Origin of the sequence: Streptomyces sp. NPDC001351 (assembly GCF_042896045.1) — a bacterium.
GTDB lineage: Bacteria > Actinomycetota > Actinomycetes > Streptomycetales > Streptomycetaceae > Streptomyces.
Genome location: NZ_JBIAWS010000002.1, coordinates 1 through 13085 on the forward strand (window position 1 = coordinate 1; position 13085 = coordinate 13085).

At 69.1% G+C, this 13085-nt stretch carries 14 protein-coding genes and 1 rRNA gene; 11 read left to right on the forward strand and 4 right to left on the reverse strand.

Annotated elements, in window-relative coordinates:
* The 5 genes from rrf to ACFY1U_RS05530 form a co-directional block, all read left to right on the forward strand.
* Positions 1 to 95 (forward strand): 5S ribosomal RNA (rrf, locus tag ACFY1U_RS05510); the annotation flags it as partial.
* A 65-nt stretch (positions 96 to 160) separates the two neighbouring features.
* Positions 161 to 805, forward strand: a complete 645-nt coding sequence (locus ACFY1U_RS05515) for an HAD family hydrolase (protein WP_390692853.1) — start codon at positions 161 to 163, stop codon at positions 803 to 805.
* Positions 806 to 897: 92 nt separating this feature from the next.
* Positions 898 to 1626 (forward strand): VC0807 family protein, encoded by a 729-nt coding sequence (locus tag ACFY1U_RS05520; RefSeq protein WP_390692854.1) that lies wholly within the window; start codon positions 898 to 900, stop codon positions 1624 to 1626.
* A gap of 78 nt (positions 1627 to 1704) precedes the next feature.
* On the forward strand, positions 1705 to 2928 hold the full coding sequence (locus tag ACFY1U_RS05525) for an MFS transporter (RefSeq protein ID WP_390692855.1): 1224 nt from the start codon (positions 1705 to 1707) through the stop codon (positions 2926 to 2928).
* The gene (locus ACFY1U_RS05530; RefSeq protein WP_390692856.1) at positions 2879 to 4051 is read left to right on the forward strand and encodes an acetoin utilization protein AcuC; all 1173 of its coding nucleotides are present in this window, start codon (positions 2879 to 2881) and stop codon (positions 4049 to 4051) included. The genes ACFY1U_RS05525 and ACFY1U_RS05530 overlap by 50 nt, the downstream gene beginning before the upstream one ends.
* Before the next feature lie 43 nt (positions 4052 to 4094).
* Here ACFY1U_RS05530 and ACFY1U_RS05535 read toward each other — a convergent pair whose 3' ends face one another.
* Positions 4095 to 4523 carry a spore-associated protein A gene (locus tag ACFY1U_RS05535; protein ID WP_390692857.1) on the reverse strand — a complete coding sequence of 143 codons (429 nt, stop codon included), beginning with the start codon at positions 4521 to 4523 and terminating at the stop codon, positions 4095 to 4097.
* A gap of 206 nt (positions 4524 to 4729) precedes the next feature.
* On the opposite strand from ACFY1U_RS05535, the gene ACFY1U_RS05540 reads away from it, so the two are divergent.
* From ACFY1U_RS05540 to ACFY1U_RS05560, 5 genes are all read left to right on the forward strand, one after another.
* Entirely contained in the window at positions 4730 to 5545 is an 816-nt protein-coding gene (locus ACFY1U_RS05540; RefSeq protein WP_390693651.1) for a phosphatase, read from the forward strand.
* 129 nt (positions 5546 to 5674) lie between these two features.
* Positions 5675 to 5884: a helix-turn-helix domain-containing protein gene (locus tag ACFY1U_RS05545; protein WP_016437488.1), complete on the forward strand. Its 210-nt coding sequence runs from the start codon at positions 5675 to 5677 to the stop codon at positions 5882 to 5884.
* A 154-nt stretch (positions 5885 to 6038) separates the two neighbouring features.
* Positions 6039 to 6137, forward strand: a complete 99-nt coding sequence (locus ACFY1U_RS05550; protein ID WP_003948845.1) for a 30S ribosomal protein bS22 — start codon at positions 6039 to 6041, stop codon at positions 6135 to 6137.
* 280 nt (positions 6138 to 6417) lie between these two features.
* Positions 6418 to 7479, forward strand: coding sequence for an NAD-dependent epimerase/dehydratase family protein (locus ACFY1U_RS05555; RefSeq protein WP_390692858.1), 1062 nt, complete (start codon positions 6418 to 6420; stop codon positions 7477 to 7479).
* A 14-nt stretch (positions 7480 to 7493) separates the two neighbouring features.
* Positions 7494 to 8546 (forward strand): lysophospholipid acyltransferase family protein, encoded by a 1053-nt coding sequence (locus ACFY1U_RS05560; RefSeq protein ID WP_390692859.1) that lies wholly within the window; start codon positions 7494 to 7496, stop codon positions 8544 to 8546.
* Between the two features lie 61 nt (positions 8547 to 8607).
* On the opposite strand, the gene ACFY1U_RS05565 is transcribed toward ACFY1U_RS05560, so the two are convergent.
* From ACFY1U_RS05565 to ACFY1U_RS05575, 3 genes are all read right to left on the reverse strand, one after another.
* Positions 8608 to 9831, reverse strand: a complete 1224-nt coding sequence (locus ACFY1U_RS05565) for a DUF5667 domain-containing protein (protein WP_390692860.1) — start codon at positions 9829 to 9831, stop codon at positions 8608 to 8610.
* A 302-nt stretch (positions 9832 to 10133) separates the two neighbouring features.
* Positions 10134 to 10910, reverse strand: coding sequence for an ECF subfamily RNA polymerase sigma factor, BldN family (locus ACFY1U_RS05570; protein ID WP_030945620.1), 777 nt, complete (start codon positions 10908 to 10910; stop codon positions 10134 to 10136).
* A gap of 682 nt (positions 10911 to 11592) precedes the next feature.
* On the reverse strand, positions 11593 to 12504 hold the full coding sequence (locus tag ACFY1U_RS05575) for an HAD family hydrolase (RefSeq protein ID WP_390692861.1): 912 nt from the start codon (positions 12502 to 12504) through the stop codon (positions 11593 to 11595).
* A 162-nt stretch (positions 12505 to 12666) separates the two neighbouring features.
* Between ACFY1U_RS05575 and ACFY1U_RS05580 the strand changes: the two genes are divergently transcribed.
* Positions 12667 to 12942, forward strand: a complete 276-nt coding sequence (locus tag ACFY1U_RS05580; RefSeq protein WP_390692862.1) for a glutaredoxin family protein — start codon at positions 12667 to 12669, stop codon at positions 12940 to 12942.
* Positions 12943 to 13085 lie beyond the last annotated feature (143 nt).

The window sequence follows — 13085 nt, forward strand, 5'->3', positions numbered from 1 at the left end:
AAACGCCCGGTTACATTCCGAACCCGGAAGCTAAGCCTTACAGCGCCGATGGTACTGCAGGGGGGACCCTGTGGGAGAGTAGGACGCCGCCGAACAATTGTTGAGGAAACCCCCGTACCGTTTATTCGGTACGGGGGTTTTCTGCGTTTAGGCTCGAGTTATGCGCTATGACCTCGTGATCTTCGACAATGACGGTGTCCTCGTCGACAGCGAGCCCATCTCCAACCGGCTTCTGGCCGCCTACCTCACCGAGCTGGGGCACCAGACCTCCTACGAGGAGTCCCTTCGCGACTACATGGGCTCTGCCATGCACCGGATCCATGACCTGATCGAGGAGCGGACCGGGCAGAGGCTTCCCGATGACTTCGACGACGTCTTCCATGCGCGGGTCTTTGAGGCGTTCGAGCGGGACTTGGAGCCGGTTGCGGGGGCCCTCGGTGTCGTGGAGAAGCTGGCCGCCGACGGGGTGCCGTACTGTGTCGCGTCCTCAGGGAGTCATGAGCGGATTCGGGTGGGGCATCGGAAGACCGGGCTGGACCGGTGGTTCGATGAGGGGCGGATCTTCAGTTCGCAGGATGTGGGGCGGGGGAAGCCGGCGCCGGACCTTTTCCTCTACGCCGCCGAGCGGATGGGAGTCGCGCCGGAGCGTTGTGTGGTCGTCGAGGACAGTCCGCTGGGGGTGCAGGCGGCTGTGGCGGCCGGGATGGACGTGTACGGGTTCACCGCCATGACGCCGGCTGAGCGGCTGGTCGGGGCGACCCAACTCTTCAGTGAGCTCGGGGAGTTGGCTGACCTGCTCGTATGACGTCGGCATCGGTGGGCGGCTGACATTTGTCATGCCGAGCTCCGGACGATCGTTTCTACTGGCGACCGGGTGCCGGACGGGAAGCTGAGGGCATGACGACGAACACGGTGTCCCAGGGCCAGAGCAGCAACCAGACTCCCAGCGCGCTCGACAACCTCCGCCCGCTGATCGTGGACGTGGCGGTCCCGCTCGGTTCGTACTACCTGTTCAAGGACGCCTTCGGGATGAGCACCTTCGCGGCGCTCGCCTGGAGCAGCGTCGTCCCCGCGGTGCGGACCGTCTGGAGCCTGGTGAAGGAGCGCAGGACGAACGGGCTGGCGGGGCTCATCCTCGTGGTCAACGTGGTCTCTCTGCTGCTGAGCTTCGTCTCCGGTGACCCGCGGCTGATGCTCGCCAAGGACGGGGCGGTCAGCAGCACCGTCGCTATCGGCATCCTGGTCTCGGTGGCTCTCGGGCGGCCGATGATGACCGCGGGGATGAAGCCCTTCCTGGTGAAGGGCGACCCGAAGAAGGAGGCTGCGTGGCAGCGGCTGGCCTCGGGCCGGGCGGCGGCCTCGGCGGGCTTCCTGCGCAAGGAGCGGACGTTCTCAGTGGTCTGGGGCGTGGCCCTGCTCGCCGAGTGCGTGGCGCGGGTCGTGGGGGCGTACACCGTCCCCGTGGACACCATGGTCTGGCTCGGAGGCGTCCTGATGGCCGGTGTGATGGTGCTGACCTTCGTCGTGAGCGGTGGGCTGGCTGCCGGGCCGATGGAGGAGATGGTCCGCGCCGAGGTGGAGGCCGAGGAAGCGGCTGCTCGTAGCACCATCGCCGTCGCCGCCTGACAGAGAAGGTAAAGCTGAGGGAAATTCATCTTTGGCTTGATCTACCCACAGGTAGCCCGGGGCCCTACGCTCGCCGCCATGACAGATGTGCTGCGGCGCGGTAGGGCCTCTTTGGCGTTCAGCTTCCTTGCCCAGGGCGCCACCTTCGCCCTTCTGGTGACCCGTATCCCGGCCATTCAGGACCGGTACGGGGTCTCCGACGCGCTGCTGCCCGCCTTCCTGGCCGCCGTGCCGATCCTGGCCGGCGTCGGGAGTGTGACGACCGAGCAGCTGGTGAAGCGAATACGGCCCGGGCTGCTCCTGCGGTGCCTGCAGCCCGTGGTGCTCCTGGCGCTCCTCGGCGTCGGGTCCGGGGATCACCTGGCCGAGCTGGGGATCGCGCTGGGGGCCTTCGGGCTGGCGGTGGGCGGGCTCGACGCCTCGATGAACATGCTCGGGGTGAGCCTGCAGCGGGCGTACGGGCGCAGCATCATGCTCAGCTTCCATGCGGCGTTCAGCCTGGGCGGGATCGTGGGGGCCTCGCTGGCCTGGGCGGGGGCGCACTGGCATCTGGCGCTGTGGGTGTCCTATCTGCCGGTCGTCGCGGTGCTGTTGCCGGCCACGCTGGTCGGCAGCCGGTGGTACGTCGACTCGGGTGCCTCCGTCGACGTATCGGAGGGCGGGGAGGGCCAGGCGCAGGGGCAGTCCGTCGTCTTCAAGCTGCTGCTGCCGCTGTGTCTGGTGATGACCTTCGCGTACATCGGGGACTCGACCGTCTCCAACTGGAGTGCCAAGTATCTGAAGGACGTGCTCGGGAGCTCGGAGCAGCTGTCGACCGTGCCGTACAACGTGTACATGGTGACCACGCTGCTGGGGCGGTCGCTCGGGGACCTGGGGGTACGGCGGTTCGGGGCGGTGGCGGTCGTGCGGCTGGGGGCGCTGGTGGCGGCGCTGGGGTTCGCGGTGGTGGCCGTCGCGCCGGGGGCGTGGGTGGGGATGCTCGGGTTCACGCTGCTGGGGCTGGGGCTGTGTGTGCTGGTGCCGCAGACCTTCGCGGCGGCCGGGCGGTTGTTCCCGCATGCGTCGGATGCGGCCGTCGCGCGGCTGAATGTGTTCAACTACGTGGGCTTTCTGATCGGCTCGCCACTGGTGGGTGCGCTGGGGGATGCGTGGAGCTACCGCGGGGCCATGGCCGTGCCGATGGTGTTGGTGCTGGTGACCGTCGTCTACGCCAGGTCGTTCGCTCCTCAACCGGACCGATACGGTGGCGGGCATGAGCGGCCGCGCACAGCTGATGTGGGACGAGGCAGTAACGGGCTATGACTTCGGTCCGGACCATCCGATGGATCCGGTCCGGCTCGCCCTGACCAGGCGTCTTGTCGATGCCTTCGGGCTCGACAAGGAGGTAGGGGTGGTGGCGGCGAAGTCCGCCGGGGAGTCGACCCTGAGGCTCGTCCACCGGGAGGACTACGTCGACGCGGTGAAGGCGGCATCGGCGGATCCGGAGGCGGCGGACGGGGCGTACGGGCTGGGCACGGTGGACGATCCCGCCTTCGCCGGGATGCACGAGGTGTCCGCGCTGATCGCAGGGCAGTCGGTCGGGGCCGCGGAGGCGGTGTGGCGCGGGGACGCGCTGCACGCGGTGAACTTCGCGGGCGGGCTGCACCATGCCATGCCGGGAAGTGCCTCGGGGTTCTGCATCTACAACGACGCCGCGCTGGCGATCGCCCGGCTGCTGGAGCTGGGCGCCGAGCGCGTCGCGTACATCGATGTGGACGTGCATCACGGGGACGGGGTGCAGGCGGCCTTCTGGGAGGACCCGAGGGTGCTGACGATCTCGCTGCACGAGCATCCGCGGACGTTGTTTCCGCAGACCGGGTGGCCGGAGGAGACGGGGGCGGACTCGGCCGAGGGCTCGGCCGTCAATGTGGCGCTGCCGGCCGGGACCGGGGACGCCGGGTGGCTGCGGGCCTTCCATGCCGTCGTACCTGAACTGATCGCCGATTTCCGGCCGCAGGTGCTGGTGACGCAGCACGGGGCCGATACGCATTTCGAGGATCCGCTGGCGCATCTGGCGGTGTCGCTGGATGCCCAGCGGGCCGTGCAGGTCGCCTGCCATGCGCTTGCGCACGAGTACGCCGGCGGGAAGTGGGTCGCGCTGGGTGGTGGTGGCTACGCGGTGGTCGAGGTCGTGCCGCGGTCGTGGACGCATCTCGTGGGGATCGCGGCGGGGCGGGAGATCGCCCCGGAGGCCGTGATCCCGGAGGGGTGGCGGCAGGAAGTGTTCGCGCGGACGCGGCAGTTGGCGCCGGCGCGGATGACTGATGGGCGGTGGCCGGTGTCGTACCCCTCCTGGGAGGCGGGGTACGACCCTGCGGACCGGTTGGATCAGGCGGTGCTGGCTACGCGGCGGGCTGTGTTTCCGCTGCGGGGGTTGCTGGCGTAGGGGTGCCCGGGGGCGGGCGTCGGGGCCCGCCCCCGGTGTCGTGTCAGCTGCAGTGGCCCGAGTCGCCGGCCGAGGCGGTGCCGATGGTGCCGCCCCATGCGACGCAGTGGCCACGGCCGTTGATGTAGACCGGGCCGGCGTAGCTTGTGTACTGGCCGGAGTCCCTGGCGGTCGGCTGGCCGCTGTCGAGGGCCCCGAGGGTGACCTCCATGTGGATCTTCGCGCCCGGGGTGTTGCGGATGGTCACGGCGCAGTTCTTGCCGGTCGACTCGTTCCAGGTCAGGAACACCTTGCCGGAGTTGCCGACCGGGGTGGAGTCGATGACCTTGTAGCCGGCGCCGCAGGCACCGTTGTACGAGGCGGCTGCCGCCTTGGTGGTGGCCGCCGAGGCCGGAGCGGTGGCGGCGACCGTGCCGCCGAGCGCCAGCACGGTGAGTGCGGCGGCGGTCGTGGCGTGACGGGACAGGTTCATGGTGTTCCCCCTGGTGATGTGTTGGCCGATGAGGTGCGGACGGTTGGTCGTTCCGTCCACGCACAGTGAGACCAGGGAGCCGCTTCGACGGTTGTGGGCTGTTGTGTCCCTGTTCTGTCACCAGTGTCACGAGAGCCGTTACGCCAACTGTGCGGTGTTTACGCGTTCGCATGCTCCTGGTCGGCCCCGTCCGCCACCATCGATGTGTGTTGAGCACCGGAGCCCTGCGGGCCCATCTCCTGGCCGCTCGTCTCGCCGGGCCCGTGGCCACCTCCCGGGAGGAGAGCCTGCGCAGCTATCGGTTGTTCGCTGCCGGCGACCCCCGCGTGCTGATCGGGCTCGACCCCGAATGGTCGTGGGCGCAGCGGGATCTGATCGAGTTGATGGCGGACAAGTGTGGGGTCTCTGCCGATCCGCGGCATGTCTCCGGCCATGACGTGATCGATCCGGAGCGAACTCTGACCGCTCTGGATGCCTTCGCGGACCGTCTGGCCGCAGCCGCCCAGCGCAGCGCCCCTGTGCTCCTCGGCACCGGTCACCCGCACCGGCTGCTCGGCTTCTACGCCGCCTTGGCGGACGCGCTGTCGGCGGCGGGATGTACCGTCCTCACACCGGCGCATGGTCGCTGTGTCGACATAACGACCCGGTTCGGTCTACGCACGTACAACCTTGACTACGTACAAGGCGTCGCGCTGGTGCGGGAGCCCGGCGCGCCTCGCCCCGGTTGTGCGACCGGCGCACACACGCATTCACCGCTCCCGGTTCGTACCGCGCTGGCCGCGGCGGCCGAGGCCGGCGGGCCGCTTCCCGAACTGGTCGTCGGGGACCATGGCTGGGTCTGCGGGGCAGGTCAGCTGGGGTTCGAGGCCATTGGTCTTGCCGATACGGACGACCCCGCGCTCTTCGTGGGAGAGGCCGAGGGGTCCGTGTCCGTCGTCGTTCCACTTGATGACGCTGTGCGGTCTGATTACTACCGGCCGCTTACCCGCTACGTACTCAATCGAGCGTGTCTGTCACAGTAGGCCGCCGATGGGTGCACCTCTTCCCCACTCGCATCACCCGCCCCTACATTGGGGAGTGAGCACGCAGCGACGAAGAGTCACCGGAAGGGGAAGCCGGTGGCCGTCGAGTGCGGAAGGTTCAGGTGTGTCATGGCTGCTGAGCAGAGGCCTCTGAGCGAGGTTCAGTTCCTTACCGTGGCGGAGGTCGCCTCGGTGATGCGAGTGTCGAAGATGACCGTGTACCGCTTGGTGCACAGCGGTCATCTGCCCGCGATCAGGGTGGGGCGGTCCTTCCGCGTCCCCGAGAACGCGGTTCACGAGTACCTCCGCGAGAGCTACGTGGGGGTGGAAACCGCCTGACGGCGATCCCCGGGGGGATCCTCAGGGCACTTCGGGATCTCCCCCGGCACCCTCGATTACGACCTCAGCGCTCGGGCGGGTAGGCTGACCCCTCGTAGGTCGTATGGGCCCATGGCGCCCAGCACCGAGTGATGAGAAGTGAGCGAGGGTAGTCGTGGGCTCTGTTATCAAGAAGCGGCGCAAGCGGATGGCCAAGAAGAAGCACCGCAAGCTGCTCAAGCGCACGCGCGTTCAGCGTCGCAACAAGAAGTAGGCGACGCTCCAGGAGCGTGTTCTGTGGCCCCCCACCGCAACCGGTGGGGGGCCACACGCGTTTGGAGTTCACAGAAGCTCCCAGTAGCGCACAGGACCTCGCACAAGGCCTGTGCGTACGCACGTGTTTCACATGGCTTGGTCTGTTCGTACGTCTGTGGATGTCGTCACTTCGTGCATTGGGTGGTCATCACAGCGCAACATCGACCCGCTAAGTTGGCCGAATACGGGGAACGCGGCAGGCTACGAGTACCGGATGGGCTGGAAGGAAGGCGCAGATCTTGGGCAAGGTCGTGCTCGTGACCGGAGTGGCCCGCAGGCTTGGGGGCCGGTTCGTACGACGGATCCAGCGTGACCCGCAGGTGGACCGGGTCGTCGCCGTGGACGCGGTCCCACCCGAGCACCACCTGGGCGGTGCCGACTTCATCCAGGCCGACATCCGGCAGCCGACCATCGCGCGCGTGCTCGCCGAGACGGGCGCCGACACGGTCGTCCACATGGATGTGAGCGCGACCGGGCTCGGCAGCGGCAGCCGGGCCGCGATCAAGGAAACCAACGTCATCGGCACGATGCAGTTGCTCGGCGCCTGCCAGAAGTCGCCGACCGTGAAGCGGCTCGTCGTGAAGTCCAGTACGAACGTGTACGGGTCCGCGCCCCGTGATCCCGCGGTGTTCACCGAGACGACCCCGCCCAAGTCCCTGCCGAGCGGCGGTTTCGCCAAGGACACCGTCGAGGTCGAGGGGTATGTACGGGGCTTCGCGCGGCGGCGGCCGGATGTGGCCGTGTGCGTGCTGCGGTTCGCGAACATCCTGGGGCCCAACGCGGACACGCCGCTCGCCTCCTACTTCGCGCTGCCGGTCCTGCCGACCGTGTTCGGGTACGACCCGCGGCTGCAGTTCGTGCACGAGGACGACGTGATCGAGGTGTTGCGGATCGCCTCGCACGAGCCGGAGCGGGGCACCCTCAACAGCGGCACCTTCAACATCGCCGGCGACGGCGTCCTGCTGCTCTCCCAGTGCTCCAGGCGGCTCGGCCGGCCCACGGTGCCGCTGCTGCTGCCCGCGGTCACCTGGGCGGGCTCCCTGGTGCGTACGCTGGGCATGACGGACTTCTCGCCCGAACAGATCCGGCTGCTGACCCACGGTCGGGTCGTGGCGACGGACCAGATGCGTGAGACGCTCGGATTCAAGCCGAAGTACACGACCGCGGAGACGTTCGCGGACTTCGCGCGCAGTCACGGACCCGGGCTCCTGCCGCCGGAGGCCCTTGTGGGGGCCGTCGACCGGATCGCCGCGCTGTCCCTGCCGGGCAGCGGCCACCCCCCGACGCAGAGCGCCAACTGAGGAGCGCATCAACGATGGCGGATGCCAAGGTCATTCCGTTCGACGACGATCGGTCCCGTGGGAGCGCCGTACAGCGGCCGCCGCGGCGCCGGGGCGTGGGGAGCCGACGCAAGGCCACGGAACCCGCGCTGGTCGGCGACGTCCAGCCCCTGCCCAGCAGGGCGCGCACGCAGGATGATGTTCCTGTGACGCATGAGGAACAGCCGCCCCCGCGGCCGCAGCACGACGGTGGCCTGGAGCGACGCGTCGCGAGCGGCCTGGGCTTCCTGCGCCGCCGCCTCACCGGCGACTACGAGGTCGACGACTTCGGCTACGACGAGGAGTTGACCGACCAGGTCCTGATGTCCCTGCTGCGGCCGGTGTACGAGAAGTACTTCCGGGTCGAGGTGAAGGGCATGGAGAACATCCCGTCTCAGGGCGGCGCGCTGATCGTCGCCAACCACTCCGGGACGCTCCCGCTGGACGGACTGATGATGCAGGTCGCCGTCCACGACAACCATCCCGAGGGCCGCCATCTGCGCCTGCTCGCGGCGGATCTCGTCTTCATGCTGCCGGTGGTCAACGAACTGGCCCGCAAGCTCGGCCACACCCTGGCCTGCGCGGAGGACGCGGAACGGCTGCTCGGCCAGGGCGAGCTGGTCGGAGTCATGCCGGAGGGCTTCAAGGGCATCGGCAAGCCCTTCAGCGAGCGCTACAAGCTCCAGCGCTTCGGCCGCGGCGGCTTCGTCTCCACCGCCCTGCGCCACGGCACGCCGATCATCCCGTGCTCGATCGTCGGGGCGGAGGAGATCTACCCGATGATCGGCAACGCGAAGACCTTGGCCCGCCTGCTGGGCTTCCCGTACTTCCCGCTCACTCCGACGTTTCCGTGGCTGGGTCCGCTGGGTGCGGTGCCGTTGCCGACGAAGTGGACGATTCAGTTCGGTGAGCCGATCCCGACGGAGGGCTATCCGCCGGAGGCCGCGGAGGACCCGATGCTGATGTTCAACCTGACGGACCAGGTGAGGGAGCAGATCCAGCACACGCTGTACAAGCTGCTGGTGCAGCGGCGGTCGGTGTTCTTCTGAGGTTTTTCGTACGACGACGGGGGCGCCCCTCTCCAGAGGGGCGCCCCCGTTGCCGTACGGGCTACTGGTTTGTCTCGCCGCTTTCGATGCCGAGGCCGGGGAGCAGGCCCGGGAGCAAGGGCGGGATCGTCACGTCCGGTTCGGTGGACGGGGACTTGGTGGACGACGGGGAAGCGCTGCCGGTGTCCTTGGGTGGCTCGAGCAGGCCGCCGGTGCTGCCGCCGAGCAGGCCCTCGCCGGTGGAGCCGGCCGACTGGCTGGGGCTGCTGGAGTGGCTGTGCTTGGAGGAGCCGCTGCCGGTGCCGGACGGCGACGATCCCCGGCCGGAGCCGGGTGTGCCCTTGGACGCCGCACCCGGGCCGTGGTGCTTGCCGTGGCCGCCGCCGTGGGATGTGGACGGAGGCAGCAAGGACTGCAGCGGGGCGACCTCTTCGTCTATGGCGGCGAACACCGACGACACCTGGTTGCTGACGTCCCCGAGCTGGACCGGGAGCTTCTGGCGCAGGGCGCCCCAGACCTCGCGGTGCGAGCGGGAGAAGGCGGACAGGGCCTGGATGGGGCCGAGGGACCCCGGGTCGCGCTCATACGCCTCGTGCAGCAGCCGGTGGCCCTCGGACGCGTCGCGCGTCATGCCCGACAGGGTGCGGCGGATCTCGCCCACGGACTCGTGATCGAGGTGGCCGCCGCCGCGGCCCCGCTCCATCAGGCGGCGGGCCTCGGCGAGCCGGGTGGAGGCCTGATCGAGGTAGGCCACTCCGCGCTCGTCGTCCCCGTCGGACAGGTAGTTGAGCTTGAAGTCCTCGATGCCGCGTTTGAGTCCGTAGAGCGAGTCGCCGGGCAGGGCGTCCGAGCTGGCGGCGGCGACTCCGCCGAAGGCGCCCGCCGCGACTCCGACGCTGAGCCCGCCCGCGGCCAGCCCCTTGGTCAGCCGCGACCGCGGTCGCAGTTTGCCCAGTGGGCTCGCCCGGTGCGCGCCGCGGGAGCGCTGCTCGGGTACCGCCGTGTCCGCCGCCTCGCCGCCGGCGCCCTCCTGCACCATGGCCTCGAACGCGGCCACCAGTTGTGCTCGTTGGACGACCTTGACCTCGGGGTCGAGCTCCGGTCTGGGCAGCTCGCCGAGGCACTCCGCGAGGGCCAACAGCCGGCCCTGCTCGGTCTGTTCCGCAGCAGCCGGGGCCGGGGCCGGTCCTTCGGACTGCTCGGCCGCCGTGCCCTGGTCCGGCTGCTCCTCCAGGGCCTGGGCGAAGGCGTTCGCCCGCCGGTGTGCCGATACGTTCGCGATCACTGGCGGCACCTCCTCTCGTGATGACGGTCGACTCCCCAGGGGGTCCTGAGGGTTGCACACGCTGACCACATCCACACGATCGAGTGATCGGAGACGGCCAGGGAGTGACCACAGGGAGCCTGCATCCCGCACAACGAGTGTCTCGGCACTTGGGTTACGGACGACGGATGATCGGATCGGGGAGCCAACGGACTTTCACTGACAGCTAGTTGGGTATCACTGAGCGTGTACCGGTGTGTTCTGTCAGGCCCGGTGTGGGTGCCGGGGGAGTTTCCGTCGTTCCGTGCGTTTCGCGCGTTCCGTCAGCGGGCGTCGTCCGGGAGGAGGCGGGCCAGGGTGCGTACGGCTCGGTACTGGAGGGTCTTGATGGCGCCCTCGTTCTTGCCCATCACGCGGGCGGTCTCGGCGACCGAGAGGCCCTGGAGGAAGCGGAGCGTCACGCACTCCTGCTGCTGGGGGTTGAGGCGTCGTACGGCGTCGAGCAGGGCGGCGTTGGAGAGGGACTCCAGGACGGAGTCCTCGGGGGAGCGCTCGACCTCGTTGGCGTCGAGCATCTCGCCGGTGGTCACCTCGAGGCGGAAGCGGCTCGACTTGAAGTGGTCGGCCACGAGGTTGCGGGCGATGGTGACCAGCCAGGCGCCGAAGTCCCGGCCCTGCCAGGTGAAGGTGCCGATGCGGCGCAGGGCGCGCAGGAACGTCTCGCTGGTGAGGTCCTCGGCGGTGGCTTTGCCGCCGACGCGGTAATAGATGTACCGGTAGACCGTGTCGCTGTACTGGTCGTAGAGGCGGCCGAAGGCGTCGGCCTCGCCGGCCTGGGCGCGTTCGACGAGGTCCATCATCCGGGCGCTGTCGCTGTCCGCGGCCGGGCGGCGGGTGGTGGTGGCGCCGGCGGCGCGGCTGCGTCTGCCGACGGCGGCGGTGCTGCCGTCGGCGAGGGCGTAGCACGGGCCGACGGGGGTGCTGGCTACGGCTAGGGCGGGGACGGCGTACGCGGTGGGGACGAAGCCGCGCAACAGGTCTTGGACCGTTGCGCGCAGCGTAGCCAGGCCCGAGGCGTCAACCCCGACGTGTGGGTACACGGGACTCCCAGAGGCAGAGCTTCCATCACGTGCAGTGCGGGACCTTTCACCCGTCGTAGCGACGGAGGGGTACCGGTTTGCGTCTGAGGAGAATAACGCTTCGTACAGGCGCTGCTACACCCAGTTGCTCAAATCATCGATTACGTCGCTTCTGTAACCGATTGGCGGCCTATCAAGTGCCGTAGCGTGACTGGTTGTTGATCGGTATGAGGCGTATTTCGAGTGGGAACGGGGCGTGTTGTGGCCGTGTGCAGCCAATGGGACTGGACAGGGGGTGTGGGGGTAGGTCGTGGGGATTGGCGTGTTCGGGGCGGGGCTGGTCGCGGTGTGATCAGGGAGTGGTGCGGGCGTTGACGTTTTTCTCGCCCCCGCCGCCCCTACCCGTCCCGTCCCCAGGGGCTCCGCCCCTTCGACCCCGCCAGGGGCTCCGCCCCTTCGACCCCGCCAGGGGCTCCGCCCCTGAAACCCCACGGGGCTCCGCCCCGGACCCGGTCGGCCTGAACGGCCTCGTCCTCAAGCGCCGGACGGGCTGAAGGGGTGCGGGGTCGCGCCCGGAGCTCGCGGGCGCCGGCCTGCGGACTGGCTTGCGGCGTACCGGTGTTCGCCTGCTCCCCCGGCTGACTTGCGGCGCAGCGGTGGTCCGGGGGCAGGGCGGTCGGGTTGCGTGGCCGTCCGGGCCGGGTCAGCGGCGGCGTTTGTGGAGGGCGATTGCTGCTGCTGTGCCGCCTGCCACCGCGCCTACGCCTGCTGCTGCGGGGATGCCCACCTTGGCTGCCTTGCGGCCGGTGCGGTAGTCGCGCAGGCGCCAGTCGAGGTTGCGGGCGTGTTTGCGGAGCTTGGCGTCGGGGTTGATCGCGTAGGGGTGGCCGACCAGCGACAGCATGGGGATGTCGTTGTGGGAGTCGCTGTACGCGGCGCAACGGGAGAGGTCGAGGCCTTCGGCGGAGGCGAGGGCGCGGACCGCTTCCGCCTTCGCGGGGCCGTGGAGGGGTTCGCCGACCAGTTTGCCGGTGTAGACGCCGTCGACGGACTCGGCCACCGTGCCCAGGGCGCCGGTGAGGCCGAGGCGGCGGGCGATCACCGTGGCGATCTCGACCGGGGCCGCGGTGACCAGCCACACCTTCTGGCCCGCGTCCAGGTGGGCCTGGGCGAGTGCGCGGGTGCCCGGCCAGATGCGCTCGGCCATGTACTCGTCGTAGATCTCCTCGCCGATGGACTGGAGTTCCGCGACGCGGTGGCCCTTCACGATGGAGAGGGCCGAGTCGCGGGCCTCCTGCATGTGTTCCGGGTCCTCGACGCCGGCCAGCCGGAACCACGCCTGCTGCCAGGCGAACTTGGCGAGGTCGCGGGTCTCGAAGAACTTGCGCTTGTACAGGCCCCGCCCGAAGTGGAAGATGGCAGCACCTTGCATCACGGTGTTGTCGAGGTCGAAGAAGGCTGCGGCCTTGTCGTCGCCGAGCACCGGGAACTCCGGTTCCTCCGGGGGGACGTCCTGCGAGGACTTGCGCGCTGCCTCTGCCGAGGCCTCGCCTGCCAACACGCTCCGCGCCGTGGCGGAGCGCCTACGGGGAGTGAGCCATCCTAGAGCGGCCATGCCCGTGAGCATAGCCAGTTTGTTCGGTGCCTCCAGACGCCAGAGGTTTGAACGTTGTGAACTCTCCGCGACCGTGTCGTTAAAGAACTGATCCGATCCACCCGCGCCTTGGGTGTTTTCGCGGGCGTGCCGCCGCCGTGCGCCGGCGCGAGAATGGCTGACATGAGTCCCCTCTTCCGCCGTAAGGCCCAGGACGCCCGGAGCCGGAGCGTCACTCTCATTCGCAAGCCCGGGTGCCATCTGTGTGATGACGCACAGCTCGTGGTGGAGAAGGTGTGCGCGGAGGTGGGGGTGGCGTGGGAGGCGAAGGACATCTCCCTGGACCAGCAGCTTCACGACCAGTATTGGGAGCAGATTCCCGTGGTTCTCGTCGACGGCCGGCAGCACACCTTCTGGCGCGTGGACGAGCAGCGGTTGCGCAAGGCACTGACTGAGTAGTCCAAGTCGTCCGGAACCTCGCTTAGGATCGACGGCGACTGGTCTCGGGGGCGGGGATCGTAAGAGGAGAGTGTGCGGTTTTGCCCCCACGAGATGAGAAGCGGTGGTGCGTGTGCGCCGGTTCCGCACCTGTGCGCCGGGGG